This window comes from Streptomyces sp. NPDC093801, from assembly GCF_040701585.1.
Taxonomy (GTDB): domain Bacteria; phylum Actinomycetota; class Actinomycetes; order Streptomycetales; family Streptomycetaceae; genus Streptomyces.
Genome location: NZ_JBFBDP010000010.1, coordinates 41,846 through 67,488, shown reverse-complemented (window position 1 = coordinate 67,488; position 25,643 = coordinate 41,846). Strand labels below are relative to the sequence as shown.

Here is a 25,643-nt window from a genome sequence, read left to right as displayed (position 1 = left end):
GGCCATGACCGACGCCCCTCCCCCCGCTGCATCCTCCACCGACCGCGCGGCCGCGTTCCCGGCCCCGCCCGCCCAGGCCGTCGTCCTGGCGGGGGGCCAGGGTTCGCGGCTGCGGCCGTACACGGACGACCGGCCGAAGCCGATGGTCGAGATCCCGGGGACGGGGCTGCCGATCATCGGGCACCAGCTGGCCTGGCTGGCGGCGGAGGGGGTCACCGATGCGGTCGTCTCCTGCGGGCACCTCGCGGAGGTGCTCCAGGAGTGGCTGGCGGGGGCGGAGTTGCCGTTGCGGGTGACGACGGTGGTGGAGCCGGAGCCCCTGGGGCGCGGGGGCGGGCTGAAGTACGCGGCCCGGCGGCTGCCCCACCCGGACCGGGCCTGGTACGCGACCAACGGGGACGTGTGGACGCGGTTCCCGCTGCGGGAGATGGCGGCGTTCCATGCCGAGCGGGGGGCGACGGCGACGCTGGCGCTGGCGCGGCCGCGGATTCCGTGGGGGGTGGTGGAGACGAACGAGTTCGGGCAGGTGCTGGACTTCGTCGAGGCGCCGCCGTCGCCCTATCCGGTCAACGCGGGGGTGTACGTGTTCGCGCCCGAATTCGCGGCGCTGCTGCCGGACTTGGGGGATCACGAGCGGACCACGTTCCCGCGTCTGGCGCGGGAGCGGCGGCTGGCGGGGTTCCCGCTGCCGCAGGGGGCCTACTGGCGGGCGATCGACACGGCGAAGGACCTGGCGGAGGCGGCGCGGGAGTTGGCGGCCCACGGGGTCGTCTGAGGCTTTTCGCAAGCCTGTTGTGCCGTTGCGCGCGCCGGAGCGGGATCCGGGGATTCGTTCCGTTCTCCGAACAGACGTAGGTGATGTTCCTCTGCTCGGCCCATCGCATTCTTTCGGTCGCGCGGCCGGCGCGAGGACACCCGGCGGGCGGGCGACCTGTTGGCGGGGGCCAGGGCCTTTTTCGAGGCCGGGGTTATGCCGGGGCGGAGGCGGAGGCGCGTTCCGTGGCAGCGGCCCTGGGGCGGCACGCGGACGGCCTGGCCGTGCCGATGGCGACGGGTGTCGCCGCGCTCGCGGCGAGCTGCCGGGGCCGCCACGCCGAGGCGCTCGCCCTGTACGACGAGCGGCTGCCGGTGGCCGGGGAGGCCTTCGGCGACGAACACCGGGTGGCCCTGAAACTGCGTCCGGGCCGCGCCGAGGTGTTGGACGCGCTCGGGCGGTACGGCGAGTCCGAGGCGGAGCGCGTGGCCGTCTGCCAGGCCGCGAGCCGCGAGCCGCGAGCCGCGAGCCGCGAGCCGCAACGACATGCCGTACGTGGCGACGGACGCCGTCGCCGGACGGATCCGGGCCCTCGACCTCATCGACGGTGCTTGATCGGCCCTGACGCAGCGGGAAGGGCCCGGCGCGCCGTTCGCGCGCCGGGCCCTTCCCTGTGCGGGGGGGGTCAGCCGAGGAGGCCGCCGACGAGGCCGGGCTTCTTGGCGGTGGTGTCGCCGCTGCCGCCGGCGCGGCTGCCGGAGGAGCTGGCCGGGGACTTCTGCGGGCTGGACTGCCGGGGGGCGGTGCTGCGCGGGCTCTGGCCGCTGCTGCCCTTGGTGGCGCTGGGGGCTCCGGAGCCGGTGCCGGTGCTCTGGGTGGGGGCTCCGCTGCCGGTGCGGCCGGACTTGGCGGCGGGTGTGGAGGGGGAGGCCGACGCGGAGGGCGAGGGCTGCTTGGAGGGCTGCTGCTGCTTGGCCGGCCCGGTCCGCTGGGCGGGGGGCTGGGGCAGCGGGCTGCCGGGGAGGTAGTTGCTCGGGGCCTGGCCGGGGCCGGGCACGGTGACGACGGTGCTGGAGCGGACGGCTCCGCCGAGGACGGAGCCGATGATGAGGGTGAGTCCGCAGACGACGGTGGCCATGACGGTCCCGCGGCGCAGGACGCGGCGGCGGAGCTGCCACATCTCGGAGCGGGGGCCGAGGGTGCGCCAGGCCTCGCCGGCGAGGCGTCCGTCGAGGGAGTAGACGGGGGCGCCGGCGATGACGAGCGGGCTCCAGGCGGCCAGGTAGATGATGTCGGGGGCGTCGTAGGCGGGGACGGTCTTCCAGCTGACGGTCATCAGCAGGGCGGCGGAGAGCAGGGCGCCGATGCAGGCGGCGAAGCGCTGCCAGAGGCCGAAGACGGTGAGGACGCCGACGATCACCTGGAGGAAGGCGACGCTGAGTCCGGCGCCGACCGGGTGGGCGAGGGCGAAGTCGCGGAGGGGTTCGGCCAGGGCCCAGGGGTGCAGGGTGCGCAGCCAGGTGACCATGGAGCCGCGTTCGCCGCCGTCGAAGTAGACGGGGTCGCAGAGTTTGCCCATGCCGGCGTAGATGGAGATGAAGCCGAGGAAGACGCGCAGCGGGAGCAGCACGACGCCGAGGTTCATCCGGCGGCCGGGGTAGTAGGAGGCCTGGGCGCGGCTGTCGGCGGGGCGCCGGGTGTCGGCGGCGGGGCCGCCGGGGTACGGGGGCTGGTGGTCGTAGGGCTCGTACGGCTCGTAGGGCTGGCGCGGCTGGTCGGGTACGGCGCCCAGCGGGCGGGTCTCGTCGGCGTGGTTGCGCTGGCCGATGACGGTGGGGGTGGCGAGGGTGTCCTCGGTGAGGTCGCGCGCGAGGTCCACCCGGGGGATGGTCTGGGTGGTGCCGGCGTCGTAGTCGTCGTGGCCGCGTCCGGCTTCCCGTACGGCCTGGAGGAGTCCGCCCGTGGCCGCTGCGTCGCCGCCGGGGGCGGTCTTGCCGCTCCAGACGACGGGGGCGCGGCGGCGGGTGGCTCCGGCGGCCGCGACGGCTCCGGCGGCCAGGACCGGTGCGCGGCCGGGGCCGGGGGCATTCGCGGGCTTGGAACGCGCGCTCGGGCTCGGTGCGAGCCGCACGCGGAAGCTGGCGTGGTTGACGATGACCTGTGCGGGGTCGCACGGCACCTTGACCATGCTCAGCGCGGGCTGGTCGTCGAACCCTGACGTTCTGGTGTCCACACTCATCTAACCGAGTGATCAGTGTTTAGGACACTGCCTTGACAGCAGGGATCTGTCCGAGACCCGTCAAGATCAAGTCGCCCCGCCCGGAAGGGGCGGGGCGACACGCTCACGGGTCATGTCCGGTGGGCCGAGTGGATCAAGGCCGGGCCGGGTGCGGGACCCGTACGGCCGACGGCTCAGACGCGGCCGCGGGTGGCGCGGCGGCGGGCGGCCTCGTAGAGGACGACGCCCGCGGCGACACCGGCGTTGAGGGACTCGGCGCCGCCCGGCATGGGGATGCGGACGAGGTAGTCGCAGTTCTCGCCGACGAGGCGGCCGAGGCCCTTGCCCTCGGAGCCGACGACGATGACGACGGGGCCGGCGAGGGCTTCGAGGTCCTGGACCTCGTGCGTGCCTTCGGCGGCGAGGCCGACGACGGCGATGCCGGCCTTCTTGTACTCCTGGAGGGCGCGGGTCAGGTTGGTGACGCGGGAGACCGGGGTGCGGGCGGCGGTGCCGGCGGAGGTCTTCCAGGCGCCGGCGGTCATGCCGGCGGCGCGGCGCTCGGGGATGACCACGCCGTGGCCGCCGAAGGCGGAGACGGAGCGGACGATGGCGCCGAGGTTGCGCGGGTCGGTGACGCCGTCGAGGGCGACGATGAGGGGGTCCTCGCCGTTGTCGTAGGCGGCGTCGGTGAGGTCCTCGGGGTGCGCGTACTCGTACGGCGGGACCTGGAGGACGAGGCCCTGGTGGTTGAGCCCGTTGGTCATGCGGTCGAGCTCGGGGCGCGGGGCTTCCATCAGGTTGATGGTGCCGCGCTCGGACGCGAGCTGGAGGGCTTCGCGGACGCGCTCGTCGTTGTCGATGAACTGCTGCACGTAGAGGGTGGTGGCGGGGACGCCGTCGCGCAGGGCCTCGAAGACGGAGTTGCGGCCGACGACCATCTCGCTGGTGCCCTTGGGGCCGCCGCGACGGGGGGCGGGGCGGCGCTTGGCGGCCTGGCGGGCCATGGCGTTGGCGATGCGGTTGGCCTTGTGCTTCTTGCGGTCCTCGGCCTTGGGCGTGGGGCCCTTGCCCTCCAGGCCCTTGCGCCGCTGGCCACCGCTGCCGACCGTCGCGCCCTTCTTGTTGGACGTGCGGCGGTTCCTGCGCTGGCTGTTCCCGGCCATGACCTCTACCTGTTTTCGTTGGTGCTGCGATATGTACGTATGAAGAGTGTGCCGCCCGGAAGGCCGGGCGGCACAACGGCGCTGGTCCGAGCGGGTCCGGACCGGCTGCGGACCGGCCCGATCGGGTCGGATCAGCGTGCGCCGAGCGTCCAGCGGGGGCCGGTCGGGCTGTCCTCGATGACCAGGCCGGACTGCTGGAGCTGGTCGCGGATCGCGTCGGCGGTCGCCCAGTCCTTGCGGGCCCGGGCCGACTCGCGCTGGTCGAGGACGAGGCGCACGAGGGTGTCGACGGCGCCGTGCAGCTCCTCGCCGCGGTCGGTCTCGCCGGCCCACTGGGGGTCGAGCGGGTCCAGGCCGAGGACGCCGAGCATGGCCCGTACCTCGGCCAGGCGGGCGATGGCCGCGTCCTTGTCGTCGGCGGCGAGCGCGCTGTTGCCCTGGCGGACGGTGGTGTGGACGATGGCGAGGGCCTGCGGGACGCCCAGGTCGTCGTCCATGGCCTCGGCGAAGGCCGGCGGCACCTCGGCGGCGGCCTCGACGGGCCCGCCCGCCTTCTCGACGACGCGCTGGCAGAAGCCCTCGATGCGCGCGAAGGCGGACTCGGCCTCGCGCAGCGCCTCCTCGCTGTACTCGATCATCGAGCGGTAGTGCGGGGTGCCGAGGTAGTAGCGCAGGACGATCGGGCGCCACTGCTTGACCATCTCGGAGACCAGCACGGAGTTGCCGAGGGACTTGGACATCTTCTCGCCGGACATGGTGACCCAGGCGTTGTGCACCCAGAAGTTCGCGAACTCGTCGCCGAAGGCCTTGGCCTGGGCGATCTCGTTCTCGTGGTGCGGGAAGATCAGGTCCAGGCCGCCGCCGTGGATGTCGAAGGCCGAGCCGAGGTACTTGTGGGCCATGGCGGAGCACTCGAGGTGCCAGCCGGGGCGGCCGCGGCCCCAGGGGGTCTCCCAGGAGGGCTCGCCGGGCTTGGCGGCCTTCCACATGGCGAAGTCGCGGGAGTCGCGCTTGCCGGTCTCGCCCTCGCCGGAGGGCTGGAGGAGGTTGTCGAGCTCCTGGTTCGACAGCTCCAGGTAGCCGGGGAAGGAGCGGACGTCGAAGTAGACGTTGCCGTCGGCCTCGTAGGCGTGGCCGCGCTCGATGAGGCCGCGCATCATCTCGACCATCTCGGTGACGTGGCCGGTGGCGCGGGGCTCGTAGGTGGGCGGCAGGCAGCCGAGGGCGGTGTAGCCGTCGTTGAAGGCGCGCTCGTTCTCGTAGCCGATGGACCACCAGGGGCGGCCCTGGTCGGCCGACTTGGTGATGATCTTGTCGTCGATGTCCGTGACGTTGCGGATGAAGGTCACGTCGTAGCCGCGGTAGGCGAACCAGCGGCGCATCATGTCGAAGTTGAGGCCGGAGCGGATGTGCCCGATGTGCGGCGCCGCCTGAACGGTGGCACCACACAGGTAGATCGAGACGCAGCCCGGAACGAGCGGGGTGAAGTCGCGGATCTGCCGGGCGCTGGTGTCGTACAGGCGAATAGTCACGGCATCCAGGGTAGTGCGCCTGCGGCAGTGCCCCGCGACTGTTTGAGGTCGCGGGGACGCTTTGTTGCCGAAGAGGTGACATCCGTCATCGGCGGTCTGACATCCGTAACGCCCGGCTTGCGGGCGTAGCTCGTGCTCAGTCCCGGTTCGTGCAGTACACGAGTGCCGTGGCGATGGCGGCGAGGCCTTCGGCGCGGCCGGTGAGGCCGAGTCCGTCGGTCGTCGTGCCGGAGACGGAGACGGGGGCGCCCGCCGCCGCCGCGAGCGCCTTCTGTGCTTCTTCGCGCCGCTTCCCGATCTTGGGGCGTACGCCGATCACCTGGATCGCGATGTTGCCGATCTCGAAGCCCTCGGCGCGGACGATGCGGGCCGCCTCGGTGAGCAGGGTGGCGCCGGAGGCGCCGGACCACTCGGGGCGGGAGGTGCCGAAGTGCGCGCCGAGGTCGCCGACGCCCGCGGCGGAGAAGAGGGCGTCGCAGGCGGCGTGGGCGGCGACGTCGCCGTCGGAGTGCCCGGCGAGGCCGTCCTCCCCCTCCCACAGCAGGCCGGCGCACCACAGTTCACGGCCGGCCTCGAAGGCGTGCACGTCGGTGCCGATGCCGACGAGCGGCATCGGCGGGACCGCGGCGGGGGCGGCGGGGGCGGCGGGGGCGGCGGGGGCGGCGGGGGCGGCGGGGGCGGCGGGATCAGTAGGCATCGGTGGCCCTCCTGCGGGCGAGTACGGCCTCGGCGAGGACCAGGTCGAGGGGGCGGGTGACCTTGAAGGCCTCCTCGTGGCCGGGGACGACCACGACGGTGACCCCGGTGCGCTCCACCATGCCGGCGTCGTCGGTGGCGCCCTCGCCGGCGACGGCGATGGTGTCGTGCGCGTGGAGGAGGGTCTTGAGGTCGAAGCCCTGCGGGGTCTGCACCGCGCGCAGCCGGGCGCGCTCGGGGGTGCCGAGGACGGGTTCGGGCTCGCCGGGGGCGCCGGGCTCGACCTCCTTGACGGTGTCGGCCAGCGGCAGGGCGGGGACGACGGCGGGGGCGCCGTCGCGGACGGCCAGGGCGACGGCGTCCACGGTCTCGACGGGGACCAGGGGGCGGGCCGCGTCGTGGATGAGGACGGAGGTGACGTCGGCCGGGAGGGCGTCCAGGCCGGCGCGCACGGACTCCTGGCGGGTGTCGCCGCCGGGGACGACGAGGAGGTCGGTCCGGTCGGGCAGCGGGTGCTCGTCGAGGAGGTGGCGGACCTCGGTGGCCCCCTCCGGCGGGGCGACGACCACGACGAGGGACACCGCGCGGGAGCGGGCCATGGCGCGGACGGCGTGGACCAGCATGGGCGTCCCGCCGAGGGCCCGCAGGGCCTTGGGGGCGCCGGGGCCGAGGCGTACCCCGCGGCCGGCGGCCGGGATCACCGCGGCGGTGCGGTGGGGGCGGGATTCGTCAGACATCAGTAGCTCCGAGCCAGGTTTGTGACTTCGGCCGACATGGGTATGGCCTGAAGGGTGCCGGGTGCGACGCCCTCGCCCCTTCCGTGACGACCGGTCGAGCCGGCTGCCCGGACCCGGCACGCCAGGTGCAGGACGTCGAGGGGATGCGGTGGATGCGGACGCGGACCACGCGGATGCGGACGCAGACATGCCGCAGCGCCCGGCAACGGCCCCCTCGCGAGCGAGAGGGCCTGTCATCGGGCACCGCGGCACACTGTGATCGGTTCGAGCGTCAGGACGCGAGAACCTCGTCGAGGAGGGCCTCGGCCTTGTCCTCGTTCGTGTTTTCAGCGAGCGCGAGCTCGCTCACCAGAATCTGACGCGCCTTCGCGAGCATCCGCTTCTCACCAGCGGAAAGCCCACGCTCACGCTCACGACGCCACAGGTCGCGCACCACTTCGGCGACCTTGATGACATCGCCCGAAGCGAGCTTCTCCAGATTTGCCTTGTAGCGACGGGACCAGTTCGTGGGCTCTTCTGCGTACGGTGCGCGGAGCACCTCGAAGACCCGGTCCAGCCCGTCCTGGCCGACTACGTCGCGAACGCCGACGAACTCCGCATTGTCCGCAGGCACACGAACCGTCAGGTCGCCCTGGGCGACCTTGAGCACCAAGTAGGTCTTGTCCACGCCTTTGATCTGGCGAGTTTCGATGGCCTCGATCAGCGCGGCCCCGTGATGGGGATAGACCACGGTGTCGCCAACCTTGAACGTCATGTGACAGGTACCCCTTCCGTGGCTATCCAGGGTAACACGAGAACTGAGTGTTATGAATGGCGTTTTCGCAGGTCAGGGCACATCTCGGGGCTTGACAACAGCGACACGAACGTGCTGCGAAAGGCTTCCGGAGGGGGGTATTCGCAGGTCGGAGGCGCTGTGCGGACCGGGCGAAACGACCACGTTACACCTGGCGGGTGCACCCACCAGTGTGACGTACGTCCCGTTTTGCCGGGTTCCGCGACAGGAAACCCAAGTACTCCGTTCGACTGGCGGCCGCCCGTACGGTGCGGGTTCCGGCCCAATCCGGAATTGATCACGGACCGGTGTTCGGGGGAATGCCTGAATTCGATCACCGCGGGGCCCGCCGGAGCGATACCGGAATGCAAGATCGCGCACGCGCGCGGCGCGGTGCGCGCACAGCGGAGGGTCGGGTGCGGGGGCGGGGTGGCGGCTCGGTAACCTAAGCCCGCTGACACACCCTTAGGGCGGCTTTACCTCGGCCGCTCCGAGAGCCCACCGTCCCGTCCGTACGTCCAAGGAGTTGCCGCCGCCGTGAGCCGCAGCCTTCGACGCGGCGCCCTCGCCGCTTCCGCCGTAGTGTTCTCGCTCGCCTCGCTTGCCGCGTGCGGCGCGGGCAACGACGCGCAGACTCTCCAGATCAAGCCGGACAACGCCGCCGTCACCAAGGGCGACATCAAGATCCAGAACGCCCTGGTGCTGACCAAGGGCGACAAGGAGAAGAAGGGCCCGGCCTCCGTCTCGGCGACCGTCTTCAACGCCGGCACCAAGGACCAGACCCTGGACGCGATCACCCTGGAGGGTGGCAAGTCCAAGGTGACCCTGAAGGGCGCCGAGGGCTCCGGCAAGATCACCGTGCCCGCCGGCGGCTCCGTGGTGATCGGCGGCAAGGGCAACGCCTCCGCCGTCGTCGAGGGCGGCCGCGAGGCCGTCCAGAACGGCAACGTCCAGGCGGTCACCTTCCAGCTCAGCAACACCGGTGACGTGAAGCTGGACGCCTACGTCGTCCCGGCCGCCGGCATGTACGCGGGCTACGGCCCGACGGAGGCCCCGGCCGCCGGCGCCACCCCGGCCCCCTCGGGCTCGGCCGCCGCCCCGTCCGGCAGCCCGTCCGGCAGCCCCTCCGGCTCGCCGTCCACCGGCGCCACCCCGTCGGGCGCCGCGTCCGGCAGCCCGTCGGCCGCCGCCTCGCCGTCGCACAGCGCCGGCCACTGAGTCCGGCACCGCTTCCGGGCACACCGAGCACACGGGGAAGGGCCCCGGCCGCGCATCGCGGCCGGGGCCCTTCCCCGTTCTCCGTGTCTCCACGGCCCTCTGCGGCCCCACGGCCTTCCAAGGCTCTCTACGGCTCGAACTTGTAGCCCAGGCCGCGGACCGTGACCAGGTAGCGCGGGGCGCCCGGGTCCGGCTCGATCTTGGCGCGCAGGCGCTTGACGTGGACGTCGAGGGTCTTGGTGTCGCCGACGTAGTCGGCGCCCCAGACCCGGTCGATCAGCTGCATGCGGGTCAGCACGCGGCCCGCGTTGCGCAGCAGCATCTCCAGCAGGTCGAACTCCTTGAGCGGGAGGTCCACCTTGGCCCCGCCGACCGTGACCACGTGCCGGTCCACGTCCATCCGTACCGGGCCGGCCTCCAGGGCCGCCGGGGTGACCTCCTCCGGCTCGCCGCGGCGGCGCAGGACCGCGCGGATGCGGGCGACCAGCTCCCGGGAGGAGAAGGGCTTCGTGACGTAGTCGTCCGCTCCTATCTCCAGCCCGACGACCTTGTCGATCTCGCTGTCCTTGGCGGTCACCATGATCACGGGGACGTTGGAGCGGCCGCGCAGCTGCCGGCAGACCTCGGTGCCCGGCAGGCCGGGCAGCATCAGGTCCAGGAGGACGAGGTCGGCGCCGTTGCGCTCGAACTCGTCGAGCCCGTCGGGCCCCGTCGCGGCGATCGCGACCTCGAAGCCTTCCTTGCGGAGCATGTAGGACAGGGCGTCGCTGAAGGATTCCTCATCCTCGACGACGAGCACTCGGGTCACGGAAGGACCTCCGGGGAGGGGATGACTGGTTCGGGGTCGAGCAGGGGCCGGGCGGGTTCGGGGGCCGTGGCCGGAGCCGCCCCGCCGGTGTCCGGGGCGGGCGCCGGGGCGGCCGCCTCGGGGAGCTTCAGGGTGAACGTGGAGCCCTGGCCCTCGGAGCTCCACACCGACACCTCCCCGCCGTGCGAGGCCGCCACGTGCTTCACGATCGCGAGGCCCAGGCCGGTTCCGCCGGTCGCGCGGGAGCGGGCCGGGTCCACCCGGTAGAAGCGTTCGAAGATGCGTTCGCGGTCCTTCTCCGGGATGCCGATGCCCTGGTCGGTCACGGCTATCTCGATCAGGTCCCCGCCCGGCGCGGCCACCCGGCGTGCGGCGATGCCGACGCGGGTGCGGGCCGGGCTGTAGTTGACGGCGTTCTCCACCAGGTTGCCGAGGGCGGCGGCCAGCTGCCCCCGGTTGCCCCAGACGCGCAGGTCGGCGGTGCCGCCGGCGGCCATGGTGATCTGCTTGGAGGTGGCCGTGTGGCGGCAGCGGTCGATGGCCTCGGCCACCAGGGTGTCCACCCGGACGGGCTCGGCGTCCTCCAGCGGATCGTCGTTCTGCACCCGGGAGAGGTCGATGAGCTCCTGTACGAGGTTGATCAGCCGGGTGGCCTCGATCTGCATGCGGCCCGCGAAGCGGCTGACCGCCTCGGGGTCGTCCGCGGCGTCCATCACCGCCTCCGAGAGCAGGGAGATCGCTCCGACCGGGGTCTTCAGCTCGTGCGAGACGTTCGCGACGAAGTCGCGGCGGACCGCTTCGATGCGCCGGGCCTCGGTGAGGTCCTCGACGAGCAGGAGCACCAGCCGGGAGCCCAGCGGGGCGACGCGGGCGGAGACCGCGAGGGCCTCGCCGCGGCCGGTCCCGCGCCGGGGCAGGTCGAGCTCGATCTGGCGTATCTCACCGTCCCGGCGGGTGTCACGGGCCATGTGGAGCATGGGCTCCACGGCGAGCTTCCCGCCGCGGACCAGGCCCAGGGCGTAAGCCGCCGAGCTGGCCTTGACCACCGCGTCGCCCTCGTCGAGGACGACGGCGGAGGAGCGGAGTACGGAGAGCACCGTGTCCACGCCGGGCGGGAGCACCGCATTGATGTCGGGGCGCATGGAGCTCCTCGTGGGGCGGGCCTGGTCGCGCTCGCTCCAGCGGAACGCCAGCATGGCGATCACACCGGTGCAGAGACCGGCGATCGCCGCAGCTGCGGCGACCGCCGCGTTCACGTCCATGTGTCCAGGTTAAGCAGCCGCCGAGACACTTCCACAGCCGTTCGGGTGGCACCTCGAACAGTCGTCGCCCAGAGTTCACCCTGGCGACGGTGTTGATTCATTTGTGATGCCGGAGTCGGACGCGTAGGCGCCGGAACCTGTCACCGTGGGGCACGAGGGTCCACGGCAGCAGAAGCAGCGAGCAGTAGGCAAGCAGGCAGGAGAAGGACACATGCGCGACGCGTACCACGAGGAACTGGACTCGATCGGAGAGAGCCTGGTCGAGATGGCCCGGCTCGTCGGTTCCGCGATCGGGCGGGCCACGACCTCCATGCTGGACGCCGACCTGAAGCTCGCCGAGAGCGTCATCGCCGCCGACCAGAAGGTCGACGACCTCCAGCACGACCTGGAGGCCCGCGCCATCGCCCTGCTGGCCCGCCAGCAGCCCGTCGCCACCGACCTGCGCATAGTCGTCACCTCCCTGCGCATGAGCGCCGACCTGGAGCGCTCCGGCGACCTGGCGCAGCACGTGGCGAAGCTGGCCCGGCTGCGCTTCCCGGACCGCGCGGTGCCGCGGGACCTGCACGCCACGATCCTGGAGATGGGGCAGCTGGCGCAGCGCCTGATGGCGAAGGCGGCCGAGGTCATCATCACGAAGGACGTCGACCTGGCCCTCCAGCTGGAGCAGGACGACGACGAGATGGACCAGCTGCACCGCACCCTCTTCCAGCACCTGATGGACGACCGCTGGAAGCACGGCATCGAGACGGCCGTCGACGTGACCCTGCTGGGCCGCTACTACGAGCGGTTCGCCGACCACGCGGTGTCGGTGGCCAAGCGCGTCGTGTACCTGGTGACGGGCGAGCACGCGGACGAGCTGCAGCAGCCGACCCAGGTGGACGGCGTCTGAGGGAAGGCGTCCGGAGGGGTCCCGGGGGAGAAGGGTCCCGGGGCGGTCCGGGCACGGCCGGGCGGGGTCGCTGCGCGCCCCAATGCGCCGTTGACGCGCCGGTATGGCTGGGCATGAATGAGGCGAAGGCACTACGACGTCCCGTACGCCGCCTGCGAGGAGGATCCATGCCCGATTCCCCCGTCCCCATCACCCCGGAGCAGGAGCAGCCGCCCCGTCCGGAGCCCCTGCGCCTGCCCCTGCTCGCGGCCTGCGGCTGCGGCTCAGGCTGCGGCTGCGGCTGCCAGTCCGGCGCCCCCTGCCAGTGCGGGGGCTGACGGCCGCCGCTGCCGCCCGCGAAGCCCGCAGGGCCCCGTCCGAAGCACCGGACGGGGCCCTCTCGCGTACCGCCTCACACGGCGGGGCCGGTGGCGGGACGGCCCGGGGCGGCCTGGAACGCCTTGATGAGGTCGTTGACGAAGTGCCGGGTGTCCTCGGGGTTGAGCGCCTGTGCCTGGAGGTGGTCGTACAGGATGTGGTACGGGTACCGGTCGGCGTGCTTCTCCAGGTAGAGGTCGCTGGTGAAGCGTTCCAGGTAGACGACTCCCGCGTCGGAGTCGGGGAACCCGAGGATGGAGAACTGCCCCAGGAGCCCGGCGTGGGCTCCCGCGGCGTGGGGGAGGACCTGCACGGTGATGTGCGGCTGGGCGCCGAGGGTGTTCAGGTGCTCCAGCTGTTCGCGCATGGTCTCGCGGTCGCCGACCGTGCGGTGCAGCGCGGATTCGTCCAGGACCGCCCATAAGCGGAAGGGGCGGGCGGGGTGGTGCGCCCGGTGCTGCCGCCGGAGCCGGACCTCCAGGCTGACGGCGGCCTGTTCGTCCGTGATGCGCGGGACCGTTTCGGCGATGAGGGCGGCGGCGTAGGCCCGGGTCTGCAGGAGGCCGGGGAGCACCAGCGGCTCGTAGGTGTGGATGGAGGAGGCGCCCGTCTCCAGTCCGATGTAGACGCCGTAGGGGACGTCGCCGCAGGAGACCCACCAGCCCTGCTGGCCCGACTCCTTCGCCGCCCGCATCAGCGCCTCGACGATGTCCTGGTCGGTGACCCCGTAGAGCCGGCACAGGTCGCGCACGTCCCGCGGATTGATGGGGCGGCGGCCGGTCTCGATGAGGCTGATCTTGGACTGGGACACCAGCAGGTGGCCTGCGGCCTGCGTCGACGTCATACCCGCGGCCTTGCGGAGCTGTCGGAGCTCGGCACCCAGACGGCGCCTCCTGACCGTCGGTTGTCCGTTCGCCGCCATGGGCGGTCTACCTCCAGCTCAAGAACACGCGCAGGCTACTCACCCCCACGGTCGACATCGACAAAACGCATTGTGCATACGCGGCCGAACAGGCCGGGCACCCGCGGGGCGAGCACCACCTGTTCGGCCCAATGCGGAGTTCACCGGACGTCCGCTTGCGGCCCGTAATGGCCGATCAGGCCGTGGATGGGCATATTCGTGCCGCACTGTCGGAGACGGACGGCGGGTGCGGACGGCGGGGACGCGGGGGTGGACCGGGGGCCCGTTCAGGAGGTGCCGGTGATCCATCGCCGGAGGGCCGCGTAGGTGGTGTCGTCGACCAGGGAGAGCACCTCGATGGCGTGCAGGTCGCCGGCGTGCGGCGGGATGCCCGCGACGGTCAGGCACGCGTGCAGGTCGAGGCGCCGGCGCCGGCGCTCCGCGGTGTCCGGGGCGTCCGGCCGGCGGTCCGGGGCGGGGAGGGGGACGGACAGGGGGGTCGGGGGGAGCCGGGCGCCGGATTCCCCCTCGTTCGGTAACCCCCGTAAGCCGGGGAGGCGGTAGGGGTCGGTCTGCCACGCTTTCATGCGGCCTCCTCCGGACCGGTCACCTGCCCGACGTCTCCGGTCCGGGCGCGGGGCTCACGACTGCCCGCCTTCCAGGGCGCGGGCGCCCGCGGCGATGACCTCGGCCAGCCGGTTGGCGAGGGCGACGCTGCACCCCCCGAGCCGGACGAAGCCCCGGCAGCCCAGGGGCCCGTCGTTGCACAGCGAGGGAAGGGCCAGCCCGGCGAGCGCGAGTGCGGCCTGGAGGTTCGCGACGGCCTCCTCGCCGGCCTGGTAGGCGGCGTCCTGGCGCCGCTTGTACCGGATGCGTTCGGCGTGGGTGAGCTCGTGGATCATGGTGTCGCCCTCTCGGTCTGCGTGGAGTGGATGGAGCGCGTCGCGCCGCGGACACGGCGGGCCGGGGGCCCCCGGTGGTGGCAGGGGGGTCCCCGTGGGCCCGGGTCGCGGCAGGTCAGCGCGGGAGACCCGTAGGGCTGAGACTGTGCACAGCCCGTGACTTATGGGTTTGGATCTTCGTTCCTGAGATGCACGTGATCACGTTCGTTGAAGTCCGGGAAGGCCCGAGGTGTCCGAGAAGTTGGCGACGCTCGACCTCGTTGCGTCGAGTGCCGGCGACGCCGTGCTCCGTGGAGCCGCCGTCGCGGACTCCCGTGGAGCCGCCCCGCCCCCGTGGCGCACCGGCCGGCGGCAGGGCCTCTCCCCCGCCTGGCGCTTATGCCCCTCGCCCGGCCCGCCCGTCCCGCCGCGTCCACCGGTTCGCGGCGACGGCGGCCCCGGCCGGCGCGGTGTCCGGCCGGCCGCTCCCCCGGTCGCCGCCGGACGGGAGCGCGCCACCCTCATGACCCGTAGCGGAACCGGTAGCCGGTGGAGGCTCGGAGGGTTTCCCTCCGGTCCCGCACCGAGTAGTCGGGGAGTGCGGCACCCGGGCTGCTCGCCGTGGCCGGCGGCCGCAGCGGTGCGGACCGGCTGGTGCGGTGCCGGGGGGCGATTTGCCGGGGCGGGCGCGTCAGGGTGATCTGCCGGACGAGTTGCTGGAAGCAGGCCAGCGCGGCGATGGGCGGGAGGGTGGCCGCCGCCTGCGCGGCGAGGGTTCTCGGCGCCTGGGCCACGCACAGCAGGGTGGCCAGGGTGGAGAACAGCAGGACGATCGACCAGGAGTGCACGGCCCGCCGCTGGTGCAGGGCGGCCCGCAGGATGGACAGGGAGGCGACCATCCAGGGCCCGTAGATCAGCAGGGGCCACCAGCTGGCCACGTCGTGCGCGGTGCGCGGTCCGGCGCTGTGGCGCAGGGCCTCGCAGATGGCCAGGCCGCTGAAGATGCTGACCACGGCGGCGATGACGGCGACCAGGACGGCGGTGCAGAGGCTGCCGGTCCGCAGGAGGGCCACGACCGACGTCTTCGCCCGGCTCCCCCGGCGGTGCCCGCCCGGGGCCGAGGCGCGGGGCCGGTGCCCGGTCCCCGGCGAGAACCCCCCGCCGGCCGGGCCGGAGGACGGGCCCGGGCTCAGACCGGAGGCGAGACCGGAGGACAGGCCGGAGGTGACGCCGGAGGACGGGCCGGAGGACAGGCTCGTCGTGAGGCCCGGGTTCAGGCCCGAGGCCAGGCCCGAGGTGAGGGTCGTGGTGAAGCCGGCGGACAGGCCGGAGGCGAGGCCGGCTCCGCTGACCGTCTCACCGGTCTCGCCGAAGACGACCTGGTCGAGCGGCTCCGCCCGACCGGGCGCCATGGCCTCCCGGCAGAGATAGGCCAGCTCTTCCGACGGGTCCCAGGAGGCGCTCGCCTCGCCCAGGCCGAAGAGCGGCCGGCCGTAGCCGGTGTGGTGCTCCTGCTCCGGCTCCTGCCAGAACGTGGTGGGCTCCGGCTGCGGGGCGTAATGGCCGTACTGCTCATTCACGGAACATCTGCCCGGAGCACTCGCCGGCCGGCGTCGTGAACGGTGCGGCCTCCTGCGACCGGCGGTTGAACTCGCTCTGGATCCGGCGCACCACGTCCAGGAAGTCCTCCAGGACCGAGGACGAGTAGTGGAGGTCGACCTCCAGCCCCTCGCACCGGAGGGTCGCGCCCTTCTCCGGCGCCGATCCCGCCGGGACGGGCGTGTAGGTCCACTTGCCCACCCTTGCGGCCCGGGTGTGACCGTCGCGCACGTCGCTCTGTGCGCCCCACGGGAACATTGCTGTGTGCTGTGCTGTTGTCATAGTCCACCCAACGCTCCGGATACCGGCGAGGGTGTGCTCCGTCCAGGTGATGGTGGCGAAGTAAAGGAGTGTTGACCAGTGTCTTTTATCGGTTCTACGCTCAGCGGCCACCCGTCCGGACGTCGCTGCGCACCCGGTTGGCGCAGCGATCCTGCCAGCTCGAAGCGGGGAAGGCGGAGCCCGATCGGTTCGATCGGGCTCGACCGGTTTACGCGCCCATGACCCCCGCCCCGGCCCGCTGCGGTCACATGATCGGGCCGCCGGAGGACGCCGCGCACTGAGCGGCACCACGGCGCTCACTCCCGCACGCGCGCCCCCGCGCCCCGCCCCCGACCCCTCCTCGCCCCGGTGCGCCCGCGGCGGCAAACGGCTGACGCAGCGCAACCCGGCATATGCCGACGCGTTATGACGAGGTGTCGCCGGGGGCCGGAGCGCGCCCCCTGATCACCTCCACGGAGAGGAGCCGCAGTGACAGACACCCTCGTGTGGTTCGCACTGATCTGCTCGGTCCTGGGCACGGGTGTCACCGCCTGGACCTCGTCGGGCGTTGGCCGCCTGCACCACCTGGACGCCCGCGAACTGCGGCGCAAACAACGGTTCGAGGACATCCTGTCCCTGCACGTCGAGGAGACGAGACCACCCCGGAGGAGCCTGCCCGCGATCGCGCCCGAGGCGGTCGGCACGGCCGCCTGCGACGCGTGCGGGTCCTCGTCCGTCCACCTCTGAACCAGCGGAAACCCCGAGGCCGTTCGCCCGGCCCGGCTCCTAGGATCTGCGGCATGACCACACGACTTGTGCAGATCAACATGAAGGCCCGGGACGACTCCGCGCTCGGCCGGTTCTGGGCCGAGGCCCTGGGGTGGGGCATCGACAGCGAGGCCCCCGGCGTGACCAACCTGGAACCCGTGGACATCACCTACCCCGATCCCTCGGCCGTCTGCATCGACCTCATCGCCCGCCCGGAACCCAAGATCTCGAAGAACCGGGTGCACATCGACCTGGCGACCACCTCGGCCGCACACCAGGCCGAGCTGGTCGCACGCCTGAAGGACCTCGGCGCGACGCTCGCCGACGTGGGCCAGGGCGACGTCCCCTGGACGGTCATGGCCGACCCGGAGGGCAACGAGTTCTGCGTCCTGGAACCCCGCCCGGTCTACCGGGACACCGGGCCGATCGCCGCGGTGGTGGTCGACTGCGCCGACCCGCGCGAGATGGCCCGGTTCTGGGGCGGGGCGATGGACTGGACGGTGCACGAGGTCGACGACGACCACGCGACCATGCGCTCCGGCAAGGGCGTCGGCCCCTACCTGGAGTTCCTGCGCACCCCCGACACCAAGAGCGGATGGAACCGCGTCCACCTCGACGTCGCCCCCTACCGCGGCGACGACGCCGCCGCGGAGGCGGACCGGCTGCGCGCCCTGGGCGCCACCGACCCGGGCATCGACCAGTCGTCCATCCACTGGACGATCCTGTCCGACCCGGAGGGCAACGAGTTCTGCCTCCTCACCCCGCGCTGAGGCCCCGAACCGGACCCGGCAAGCGAAAACGCCTCCCCCCGTCGCCATAGCGCGCGGTGGGAGGCGTCGACGCAGGTACTACTTCTTCTTGCCCTGGGTCTGGCGGGCCCGTTTTCCACCCCTGGTCAGGGGGCTGCACACCCTCTCTGACCTGCGGGCGAGTGGTCATCGTTGGTCGTCATTCGTCGTCCTGGGTCACCCTCGGAGGGCCCAGAGAGGGCCCAGGATCCGGGGCCCGGCCAGCAGTCTGTCGCCTCAGGAATAGAAGCCCTCCCAGTACTCACTGGGCGTCTTGTCGAACGCGTCCGGCTGTTCAAGCTGAAGGGCTTCATACCGCGCGTAAAAGGTCAGGAACGCCTCTTGAAGAGAACAGCCGAGGTGCGCTCGGAGAGCCTTGATGCCCGGCAGGATGCGGCCGGCCAAGATGTCGGCGTCGGCGATAGTGCTGAGGGCCGGGGCGTTCTCGTTCATACGAGCAAGATCGCACAGCGGGATAGTCAAGCGCCGCTGAGATTCAGGGCGGCGGGTGACGGCGGGCCGTCCCTGAGCCTTGGGACGGCGGCCGAGGATGGCCATCGCCGGCCGCCCGAGGGCCGCTGGCTGACCCATGGGCCACTGCTAGACCTAGCAGCCGTGGCCGCTAGGTCTAGCACCCCCGCTAGCAGCTCATCAGGCATGTGACCTGCGAACTAGCATCTAGCGGCCAACTCACGAAAGCCCGGAACCCACTCCCTCGACGGCGGTGGGACCCCGTGCGCCCATCGCTAGGTTGTCGCTTGTCTTGTCGCTTGTCGCTTGTCGCTTGTCGTCACCCTGACAGGCCCACTGTGGCTCTGCGGGGGCGAGACAGGGCCTCCCACCTGCGGGGCGACAAGCGACAAGCGACAAGCCGCTCCGTGGGGAGCGCTCCTCCGGGGCCACGTTTCACGACCTGCCTCGACCGTGAAGACTCGGGGCACGACAACCGATTGGGGCGGGACATTGTTGAGCATCGGCGAATCTGGACGAGGAGCGGCGGACATCAGCATCGCCCGGAGGCCGGCGGGCAAGGTGGAGGTCTTCCTGGACTGCCTCCAGGGCGCCAAGCTCGGTGACGGTACGGCCGGGCTGCACGGCATCCTGCCGGAAGCTGTGGCCCGCGAGACGCTCCTGAAGGCCGTACGCGAGACGCCCTGGCTCCAGGAGGCCCTCGCGGTCGAGCTGATCACCCAGCTGCTGACCGAGGGAACCGGGGGCGACGAGTTCACCGTCGAGCCGCCCTCGAAGCGGGCGTCCAGGCAAGTTTAGTGCCTACTGCCTACTGCCTACTGCCTACTGCCCAACGTGCAGATGGGAGCAGGTCTGCGGGCAGCGGGCGGGCAGTAGCCGCGCCTCGTACTGCCCACCCCGAGGCAGTAGGCAGTGGGCGCTGAGCGCCGGGTGCGACCGTTCGGGCACACCAGGGAGCTCTTAGTTGGGGGGCTGTCCTAGAGAGTTTGGGAACGGCAGCGTCCGCAGCGTCCTTTCAGACAGCCCTCCCGCTCCTGACCTGCACCGATGGTGTGGACGCTAGACAACTCGCCCGAGCGTCCATCAGCGTCCATCAGCGTCCACCCCCGGCTAAGAGCATCACCCCAGGTCAGGGCGATGCTGAACCTGGAAAGCCCTGCGGACCCTGAGTGCGCCCCTACCTCGGTTACCGGTTACCGAGCGCTGCTCCGTGCAAAAGCAAGAAGAGCAGCCGCGCGCGCGGGGGCGTGCTCCTCTTGCTTGTGCTCGGCGGTCCCACATCTCGCTGAAGAGACCACCGCCGCGCGGCCGGGTGGTCTCTTCCCTTGGCGGCGGCCGCAGCGCTGCCTGACACCTGACACCCCCTGACACTGTCAGGGCCCGTGACACCCAAACCCTTAGGCAGACCCGCTGTCAGAGTCACGTGACACCGCCCCCTGACGTTGCCTGACACCGGCCTGACAGTGCCGGCCTTCGGTGGGGCCTTCCAAGGGGGGCTCGGGCGGTCACGCCGTCTCGCGGGCGCGAACCGTACAGGCGGAGCTGTCGAGGGCGCTGCGGATCGTGGCGCGGCACTCGGCCACGATGAGTCCGTGCGCTGCCGCCCCTTGGAAGGCCTCCTCGGCCTCCTCGCATGCGGCTGTGCTGCGTGGGCCGAATGGCCACCGCGAACGGCTCCGGGCGCGAGCAGAGCGAACCGTCACAGCCCAGGGAGCCGCCAGGGAGGCAGGGAGAACTCCCTGACCACCTCCCTCAAGCCCATCCCTGGCATGACCTGCGGAAACAGCTCTTCAGGGGGGCAGGGAGGCCGTCTCGCCGGAGCGTCGGATGAGCCCCCAGAGAGGCTGAGCGGACCACCGCACAGCCTCCCTCTCTCTTGAAGAGCCCAGCCCCCCGATGTCCGGCGGCCCCGCAATGTCGAGGTGGCCACGACGGCCGGCGCGGAGCGCGAGCGAAGCGAGCTGCCAGAAGTCGCGCGGCCTTCGGCCGCCCCCTCTTTGCTCCTATCGGCCAGCTCGCGGCACGGCGTCGTCCAGCGCCTTCAGGACCGAGTCGAGGGAACCGTCGAAGAGAAGGTGCGGCTCCTCCGACGAGGGAGGAACGAACCTGGTGCGGTAGCGGGCCAGGTCGCTCTCGGCGAAGTAGATCGAGTTCGGATCCGCCGCATGCTGTTCGTTGCGCTTGCTCACCCGCTCCCAGAGTTCCTCGTGGCTCGCTTCGAGGTAGACGAGCACCGGTACTGCGCCGGCCTTCGTGGCGATCGACCGCCAGCGTGCGCGGTCGTCCGGCGTCCAGAAGCCGTGGTCAACCACCACGTCTCGGCCCGCCCGGAGGAGGTCCCCCAGCTCGATGGAGATCTCTTCGAGAACCGGGCGCTCCAGCGTCGGGAAGGTCCCCCGAGGGAAGTCGACCCCGTACACGCCGTGGCGGCGGTACATCTCTTCGTCCGGGCAGAGCCTGGCGAAGCCGCGGGCGACGAGCGCGCGTGAGAGCGTCGTCTTGCCCGAGCCCGGGAGCCCGGCCATCAGCACGCAGATCGGCGGTGAGGGGGCTTCGGTCGTCACTGGGCGACCTCGGATTCCGTTCGCCAGGTACGGCCAGGGCTGCCGAGGTCGACGCCGTACTCGACGACGTGACCAGCGCTGTCAACGAACTTCGCGGTCATCACGACCACCGGATCGGTCAGCGGCTTCTCCGGGTTCAGCTCCAGGAGCCTCGCGTCCTCCGGCGTCAGCAGGCGGGCCGATGCCGTATCGACCCGATGAGTGATCGGGCGGCCGGTGGCCTGCGCAATGAGCTGAAGCGAGGTTCCTCCGGTCAGGCGGTCACTCTCCGCCAGCTGCGGAACGAGCTGCCCATACTGAGCGGGGATCCACGACGTGGAGTGCGCGACGATGCCGTGCCGGTCGCGGTACACGCGACGACGCCGGATGACCTCCACGCCCGGTTCGATGTCCAGAGCCTCCGCCACGTCCGCCGGCGCGGGCACTACCGAGGCCTGGTGGGAATCGGAGCGCTCTCCAGAGCCCCAGCTCGATCCGCTGCGGCGCCCACGGTCCTGGCGCTGAGCGCCCGAGGACATCGGGGCGGGGCGGTCCAGAACCTCCGTGCCGATCCCGTGGATGCCCCTGACGAGCCCCTCGGTCCGCAGCTTCCGCAGAGCCTTTTCGGCGGTCGCGGTGCTGACGCTCCACTCCTGCGCCAGGTTCTTGATGCTCGGCAGGAGTGAGCCCGGCTGCAGCTGGCCGGAGGAGATCAATTCCGTGTAGTGGGCGGCGATCTGGGCGTACGGCGCGCGGTTGTCGGGCTGATCCGACATCTCGTCAGCTCCCTCGTCTCATCGGATGCGTTCCCTAGCGTACCGCTTGACACCCTAGGGTGCCCTAGGGAACCTTAGGGATGTGTTCACCGATCGGGCCCAATCGATCGGGGGGCTCGGCATTGCCCTGCTCAGGGCGCTTGATCTCAGAAATCCCGGTACGCCGGGAACGCAGGGAGCGGCCACCTACCGCCAAGCAGTCAGCCGCTCCCCGACCCACGAGGGGTGTATTCATCATGCCTGGAACTATCGCGGAACGTACGTCCGGCGGGAGTGCACGTCGGGGCAATGGCCCTGGAGGAAGGAGGCTGCGGAACGACGAGATCGTGCCGCTTACCGCTGTGCAGTCGCAGCGGCTGGCCGCTCTCTACGAGGCGCACGGGACCCGTCTCGTGCGGTATGCCTATTCGCGGCTGTCTCGCACCGGCAGGGGCAACGGCGAGGCGTGGGCGCTGGCCGAGGACATCACGCAGTCCATGTGGGTGCAGGTGGCCCGGAGCGGTGCCAGGGACCTGCTGAGCGACCAATCGTGGTCCGAGGACAGCGCGCTGAAGGTGCTGTTCGCCCGGGTGAAGCGAGAGATCAGCGAGCACTTCAAGTTGCTGCGTTCCTCCGAGGCGCCGGTGGACTGGTCGGACCCGATCACGTGCAAGACGCTGTGCCCGCTGCTGCCCGGCCAGTGCGCGTGGGCCGAGCTGCCCGACTACCTGGCCAAGATGGTGGCTGCGTTGCCTGAGCGGGAGCGCGAGGCGCTGCTGCTGAAGTTGGACGGTACGCCCCACAAGCTGATGGGCGAGCGTCTGGAGTGCAGCGAGTCCACCGCCGACCGGCTGGCGAAGACCGCGATCCTGATGCTTCAGATCGACAACCCGGAGTTGTCTGCCGACCCGGTGGCGCTGGAGTCTCTGCCGGAGTGGGAACAGGCTGCTCTGGCGGAGCTGAGCGCGGCACAGCGCCATGCGCTGCTGCGCCTGGACGAGGGGCCCCGGCAGGCTCTGCTTCTCAAGAGCCAGGGCCTGAGCGACCACGCCATTGCCAAGCGCCTTGGCGTCCGGCGCGATCGGGTGGCTGAGGCCTCCCTGTGCGCGCCTGTCCTGAGCGCGCTCACCGCTCAGGACATGGAGCAGGCGGCATGAGCCGCAAGCACGTGCTGAACGCCGGTCGACGCCGCACCCGCAAAGAGCAGCTTGCGCGGCGTCACGGGCAACACTGCGCCTACTGCCGACGGCCGTTCGCGGACCTGCGGGAGGCCACTCTCGATCACGTGGCGCCGTACTCGCTGTGGCGCACGTGGTCGGTCACAGCCCTTGTACTGGCCTGCCAACCGTGCAACACCGCAAAGGGCAACCGGCTTTCGCTCCTGATCGCCCTGCTGCTCATCCACACGGTGGACGGGGTGGACGCTCCGGCAGTCCATCCCGACTTCCACCCGCCGTCCACCCCCGACCGTTCGACCACCCCGGTCACCGGACCCGCGCCGGTCGAGTCGGGTGGACTCACGGTGGATCGGATCGATGTTCACGCGTCCACCACCGTGTTCACACCGGGCTGGTGGGCGCTGCTGGCCCGACTCGCGCACGCCCACCACACGGCCGACCGCACGGCCCCGGAGTCGGGTGAACGGTCGACCTTCCACCAGGACGTTCACGGCGCTCACGATCGCGCTCACGACGCTCACGGAGACGTTCACGGGCCCGTCCGCGAGACGGTCGACCGCACGGCCGTGAAGTCGGGTGGACGGGGTGGGCGGCCGACCGTCCACCCGGGCGCTCACGCGGACGTTCACCACGCTCACGAGCGTGCTCACGCGCCCGCCCGCCGCAGCTCACAGGGTGCGCGGGAGACCGATCGATCGACCCGCACGCACCTGTGCGCCAACCCGCACGAGTCCATCCGCACGCCCCGAAGGGAGTCGGCGTGAGCGCTTCGATGAACGCCGTGAACGGCCACGTCCGCACACCCGATCCGCACACCCCCGCACAGCCCCACACGACCGATCCGCACACCCTCCACGGGGCCCGCACGGCGCCCCGATCAAGCGGCGTGAACACCGGTGAGGGGGAGGGAAAGAAGCCCTCCGCCGCTGCCCGGCTCGTCGCGCTGGCCCGTGACGGGTACACCTTCGTCACCTCGACCGACGGCCGCCCGTACGCCGTCGCGATCGACGGACCGAACATCGCCCTTCCCCTGCGCGGCCGGGCCGGACTCCGCCAGCGGCTCGCCCGCCAGTACGCCGACACCTACGAGGGCGACGTCGCCTCCCAGTCCGCGCTCGCGGACGCCATGACCGTCCTGGAGGGCATCGCCGAAAGCGACGACCCCGTACCGGTCGACCTGCGGGTCGGCGGCGGCCCGGACGGCGTCGTGGTCGACCTGGGCACCGCCGACGGCCGGGCGGTCACCGTGTCGGCCGGCGGATGGCACACCGTGGACCGCTCCCCCGTCCTCTTCCGCCGCTCCGGGGCCATGGCGCCCATGCCCGCGCCGGTCCTGGACGGCGACGGCCTGGCCAAGCTCCACGCGCTGCTGAACATGGACACCGCGACGTTCCACCAGCTGGTGGGCTGGCTCGTCGCGGCCTGGATCCCGCACATCCCCCACCCGGTGCTCACGTTCAAGGGCGAGCAGGGCACGGGGAAGTCGAAGACCGCGCAGATGGTCGTCAACCTCATCGACCCCTCCCCCGCCAGCAAGCGGAGCCAGCCCCGGGACATCAAGGCGTGGTCGGCTCAGGCCTTCAACTCCTGGGCGCTGTGCCTGGACAACATCTCGGCCATCCCGCCCTGGCTGTCCGACACCCTGTGCAAGGCCGTGACCGGGGACGGAATCGTGGACCGGGCCCTGTACACCGACGACGACGTGGTGGTGCTGTCCTTCCGGCGCGTCTTGGCCATGACCACGATCGACGCCGGGGCCCTGGCCGGGGACCTCGCCGAGCGACTCCTCATGCTGGACTTGCAGCTCATCGAGGAGGACCGGCGCCGAACCGAGGAAGAGCTGGACGCCGCCTTCGAAGCGGTCCGACCTGCCGTCCTGGGCGCGCTCTTCGACCTCCTTGCCGCCGTCCTCGCCGTCCTGCCCGGCATCCGGTTGGAGTCCATGCCGCGCATGGCGGACTTCGCCCGCGTGCTGGCCGCCGTCGACCAGGTCCAGGAGTGGAACACCCTCGACTCCTACCTGGCCACCTCCGCCAACGTCGCCGGAGACGCGTTGGAAGGCGACCCCTTCGGCACAGCCGTCGCCAACCTGGTGGAGGCATGCGGGACCTGGTGTGGGACGGCCGGCCAGCTCCTCGAACATCTCCCCGTCCCGGGAGGGTTCCGGCCGCAGGGCTGGCCCAAGGACGCCACCAGGGCCAGCGGCCGGATCAAGCGACTCGCGCCGCTCCTGCGGTCCATCGGCGTGGCCGTGGACGACACGCAGCGCAGCCAGGACCGGCACCGTAGCCGCCTGCTCGTCCTCTCCCGCATCGCCCCCGAAGCGTCCGCGCCCCCGAAGAACCCGAACTGGCCCGAGGTGGCCCCGATCGGGCGAGGCCGCACCATCCCCGAACAGCACTGACAACGCCGGATCACCTTCCGGGCCGGGCCGCGTACCAGCGGCCCGGGCATGTCAGCCCCTCGGACGCTAGAACCCTCCGGCATCCATAGCGTCCACCCCAGCGTCCACGCTCCACGCAGCGTCCGACCTGCACGGATACCGGACCGGCGGACGCTGGGGCGCTGCGGACGCTGCGATGCGGCAACTCTCTAGGACCGCCACGGCAACCGACCCTCCAGCACCCGCCACGGACACGAGGAGTCACCCCACCCATGTCTGCCAGCAGCCCGGACGGCGACCCGCGCGCGGTCCTCCGCGCCGGACTCCCCGACCGGTACCTGACCCCCGAGGACCTCGCCGTCATGTTCGTGGTCTCCATCGAGACCGTCTACGGCTGGCGCAAGAAGCGCACGGGCCCGCCCGGATTCCGCGTCGGCCGGCACATCCGCTACGACCCCGCCGCCGTCCACGCCTGGACCGTCGAACAGGCCGACCGCGACGCCGCCTGACAAGTCCGACGGGTGTCAGACATGTCTGACACCCGAGGCGGCAGCCCACCCCCAAACCCAGGTCATACGCGCGCGCGAGGGGTGTCAGACGCGTCAGACACCCCGTCTGACACCCCGCCCAGACACCCCTGACAGTCGCGCGTCACGGGGGCCGTGACGCCGTCACACCACACCGTGACGCTCCCCGTGACGCTGTG

General features: G+C 71.7%; 27 protein-coding genes. 11 read left to right on the top strand and 16 right to left on the bottom strand.

Features of this window, described 5'->3' with window-relative positions; translation table 11 throughout:
* Nucleotides 1-4 precede the first annotated feature (4 nt).
* On the top strand, nucleotides 5-775 hold the full coding sequence (locus AB0469_RS13470; protein ID WP_366451490.1) for a nucleotidyltransferase family protein: 771 nt from the start codon (nucleotides 5-7) through the stop codon (nucleotides 773-775).
* A gap of 664 nt (nucleotides 776-1,439) precedes the next feature.
* Here the strand turns inward: AB0469_RS13470 and AB0469_RS13465 are convergent.
* The 6 genes from AB0469_RS13465 to AB0469_RS13440 all read right to left on the bottom strand — a co-directional run bounded on the left by AB0469_RS13465 (nucleotide 1,440) and on the right by AB0469_RS13440 (nucleotide 7,857).
* Entirely contained in the window at nucleotides 1,440-2,993 is a 1,554-nt protein-coding gene (locus tag AB0469_RS13465) for a DoxX family protein (RefSeq protein ID WP_366451489.1), read from the bottom strand.
* Nucleotides 2,994-3,166: 173 nt separating this feature from the next.
* Nucleotides 3,167-4,138, bottom strand: a complete 972-nt coding sequence (gene rlmB, locus AB0469_RS13460; protein WP_366451488.1) for a 23S rRNA (guanosine(2251)-2'-O)-methyltransferase RlmB — start codon at nucleotides 4,136-4,138, stop codon at nucleotides 3,167-3,169.
* Between the two features lie 131 nt (nucleotides 4,139-4,269).
* A complete protein-coding gene (cysS, locus tag AB0469_RS13455) occupies nucleotides 4,270-5,670 on the bottom strand; it encodes a cysteine--tRNA ligase (protein ID WP_366451487.1) in 1,401 nt (466 codons plus the stop codon).
* Nucleotides 5,671-5,806: 136 nt separating this feature from the next.
* Nucleotides 5,807-6,283: a 2-C-methyl-D-erythritol 2,4-cyclodiphosphate synthase gene (ispF, locus tag AB0469_RS13450; RefSeq protein ID WP_366451655.1), complete on the bottom strand. Its 477-nt coding sequence runs from the start codon at nucleotides 6,281-6,283 to the stop codon at nucleotides 5,807-5,809.
* 73 nt (nucleotides 6,284-6,356) lie between these two features.
* Entirely contained in the window at nucleotides 6,357-7,103 is a 747-nt protein-coding gene (gene ispD / locus AB0469_RS13445; RefSeq protein ID WP_366451486.1) for a 2-C-methyl-D-erythritol 4-phosphate cytidylyltransferase, read from the bottom strand.
* A 271-nt stretch (nucleotides 7,104-7,374) separates the two neighbouring features.
* A complete protein-coding gene (locus AB0469_RS13440) occupies nucleotides 7,375-7,857 on the bottom strand; it encodes a CarD family transcriptional regulator (RefSeq protein WP_003953493.1) in 483 nt (160 codons plus the stop codon).
* A 555-nt stretch (nucleotides 7,858-8,412) separates the two neighbouring features.
* Between AB0469_RS13440 and AB0469_RS13435 the strand changes: the two genes are divergently transcribed.
* Nucleotides 8,413-9,093: a DUF461 domain-containing protein gene (locus AB0469_RS13435; RefSeq protein WP_366451485.1), complete on the top strand. Its 681-nt coding sequence runs from the start codon at nucleotides 8,413-8,415 to the stop codon at nucleotides 9,091-9,093.
* 127 nt (nucleotides 9,094-9,220) lie between these two features.
* Here the strand turns inward: AB0469_RS13435 and AB0469_RS13430 are convergent, their stop codons facing one another.
* Together AB0469_RS13430 and AB0469_RS13425 are read right to left on the bottom strand one after the other, a co-directional pair.
* Nucleotides 9,221-9,901, bottom strand: a complete 681-nt coding sequence (locus AB0469_RS13430; RefSeq protein WP_042813788.1) for a response regulator transcription factor — start codon at nucleotides 9,899-9,901, stop codon at nucleotides 9,221-9,223.
* On the bottom strand, nucleotides 9,898-11,163 hold the full coding sequence (locus AB0469_RS13425; protein ID WP_366451483.1) for an ATP-binding protein: 1,266 nt from the start codon (nucleotides 11,161-11,163) through the stop codon (nucleotides 9,898-9,900). The genes AB0469_RS13430 and AB0469_RS13425 overlap by 4 nt, the downstream gene beginning before the upstream one ends.
* Before the next feature lie 211 nt (nucleotides 11,164-11,374).
* Between AB0469_RS13425 and phoU the strand changes: the two genes are divergently transcribed.
* A complete protein-coding gene (gene phoU, locus AB0469_RS13420; protein WP_042813786.1) occupies nucleotides 11,375-12,052 on the top strand; it encodes a phosphate signaling complex protein PhoU in 678 nt (225 codons plus the stop codon).
* 167 nt (nucleotides 12,053-12,219) lie between these two features.
* Entirely contained in the window at nucleotides 12,220-12,369 is a 150-nt protein-coding gene (locus AB0469_RS13415) for a hypothetical protein (protein ID WP_167344738.1), read from the top strand.
* Nucleotides 12,370-12,443: 74 nt separating this feature from the next.
* On the opposite strand, the gene AB0469_RS13410 is transcribed toward AB0469_RS13415, so the two are convergent.
* From AB0469_RS13410 to AB0469_RS13390, 5 genes are all read right to left on the bottom strand, one after another.
* The gene (locus AB0469_RS13410) at nucleotides 12,444-13,331 is read right to left on the bottom strand and encodes a helix-turn-helix transcriptional regulator (protein ID WP_366451482.1); all 888 of its coding nucleotides are present in this window, start codon (nucleotides 13,329-13,331) and stop codon (nucleotides 12,444-12,446) included.
* Nucleotides 13,332-13,597: 266 nt separating this feature from the next.
* Nucleotides 13,598-13,897: a hypothetical protein gene (locus tag AB0469_RS13405; protein WP_366451480.1), complete on the bottom strand. Its 300-nt coding sequence runs from the start codon at nucleotides 13,895-13,897 to the stop codon at nucleotides 13,598-13,600.
* 54 nt (nucleotides 13,898-13,951) lie between these two features.
* Nucleotides 13,952-14,212: a hypothetical protein gene (locus AB0469_RS13400; protein WP_366451479.1), complete on the bottom strand. Its 261-nt coding sequence runs from the start codon at nucleotides 14,210-14,212 to the stop codon at nucleotides 13,952-13,954.
* A gap of 500 nt (nucleotides 14,213-14,712) precedes the next feature.
* Nucleotides 14,713-15,771 carry a hypothetical protein gene (locus AB0469_RS13395; protein WP_366451478.1) on the bottom strand — a complete coding sequence of 353 codons (1,059 nt, stop codon included), beginning with the start codon at nucleotides 15,769-15,771 and terminating at the stop codon, nucleotides 14,713-14,715.
* Nucleotides 15,764-16,048 (bottom strand): hypothetical protein, encoded by a 285-nt coding sequence (locus AB0469_RS13390; RefSeq protein WP_366451477.1) that lies wholly within the window; start codon nucleotides 16,046-16,048, stop codon nucleotides 15,764-15,766. Before AB0469_RS13390 ends, AB0469_RS13395 begins: the two co-directional genes overlap by 8 nt.
* 492 nt (nucleotides 16,049-16,540) lie before the next feature.
* On the opposite strand from AB0469_RS13390, the gene AB0469_RS13385 reads away from it, so the two are divergent.
* The gene (locus AB0469_RS13385; RefSeq protein WP_366451476.1) at nucleotides 16,541-16,798 is read left to right on the top strand and encodes a hypothetical protein; all 258 of its coding nucleotides are present in this window, start codon (nucleotides 16,541-16,543) and stop codon (nucleotides 16,796-16,798) included.
* Nucleotides 16,799-16,851: 53 nt separating this feature from the next.
* Entirely contained in the window at nucleotides 16,852-17,589 is a 738-nt protein-coding gene (locus AB0469_RS13380) for a VOC family protein (protein ID WP_366451475.1), read from the top strand.
* A gap of 255 nt (nucleotides 17,590-17,844) precedes the next feature.
* On the opposite strand, the gene AB0469_RS13375 is transcribed toward AB0469_RS13380, so the two are convergent.
* Entirely contained in the window at nucleotides 17,845-18,060 is a 216-nt protein-coding gene (locus AB0469_RS13375) for a hypothetical protein (protein ID WP_366451474.1), read from the bottom strand.
* 513 nt (nucleotides 18,061-18,573) lie between these two features.
* Between AB0469_RS13375 and AB0469_RS13370 the strand changes: the two genes are divergently transcribed.
* A complete protein-coding gene (locus tag AB0469_RS13370; RefSeq protein ID WP_366451473.1) occupies nucleotides 18,574-18,876 on the top strand; it encodes a hypothetical protein in 303 nt (100 codons plus the stop codon).
* A 1,205-nt stretch (nucleotides 18,877-20,081) separates the two neighbouring features.
* Here AB0469_RS13370 and AB0469_RS13365 read toward each other — a convergent pair.
* Complete coding sequence (locus tag AB0469_RS13365) at nucleotides 20,082-20,642, bottom strand: ATP-binding protein (protein ID WP_366451472.1); 561 nt, start codon at nucleotides 20,640-20,642, stop codon at nucleotides 20,082-20,084.
* The gene (locus AB0469_RS13360) at nucleotides 20,639-21,397 is read right to left on the bottom strand and encodes a GntR family transcriptional regulator (protein WP_366451471.1); all 759 of its coding nucleotides are present in this window, start codon (nucleotides 21,395-21,397) and stop codon (nucleotides 20,639-20,641) included. The genes AB0469_RS13365 and AB0469_RS13360 overlap by 4 nt, the downstream gene beginning before the upstream one ends.
* A gap of 326 nt (nucleotides 21,398-21,723) precedes the next feature.
* Here AB0469_RS13360 and AB0469_RS13355 point away from each other — a divergent pair, with 326 nt between their 5' ends.
* From AB0469_RS13355 to AB0469_RS13340, 4 genes are all read left to right on the top strand, one after another.
* Nucleotides 21,724-22,533 (top strand): sigma factor-like helix-turn-helix DNA-binding protein, encoded by an 810-nt coding sequence (locus AB0469_RS13355; RefSeq protein ID WP_366451470.1) that lies wholly within the window; start codon nucleotides 21,724-21,726, stop codon nucleotides 22,531-22,533.
* Nucleotides 22,530-23,318: an HNH endonuclease gene (locus AB0469_RS13350; RefSeq protein WP_366451469.1), complete on the top strand. Its 789-nt coding sequence runs from the start codon at nucleotides 22,530-22,532 to the stop codon at nucleotides 23,316-23,318. Before AB0469_RS13355 ends, AB0469_RS13350 begins: the two co-directional genes overlap by 4 nt.
* Nucleotides 23,315-24,958: an ATP-binding protein gene (locus AB0469_RS13345; RefSeq protein ID WP_366451468.1), complete on the top strand. Its 1,644-nt coding sequence runs from the start codon at nucleotides 23,315-23,317 to the stop codon at nucleotides 24,956-24,958. The genes AB0469_RS13350 and AB0469_RS13345 overlap by 4 nt, the downstream gene beginning before the upstream one ends.
* A 251-nt stretch (nucleotides 24,959-25,209) precedes the next feature.
* Nucleotides 25,210-25,446: a helix-turn-helix domain-containing protein gene (locus AB0469_RS13340; RefSeq protein ID WP_366451467.1), complete on the top strand. Its 237-nt coding sequence runs from the start codon at nucleotides 25,210-25,212 to the stop codon at nucleotides 25,444-25,446.
* Nucleotides 25,447-25,643: the final 197 nt, after the last annotated feature.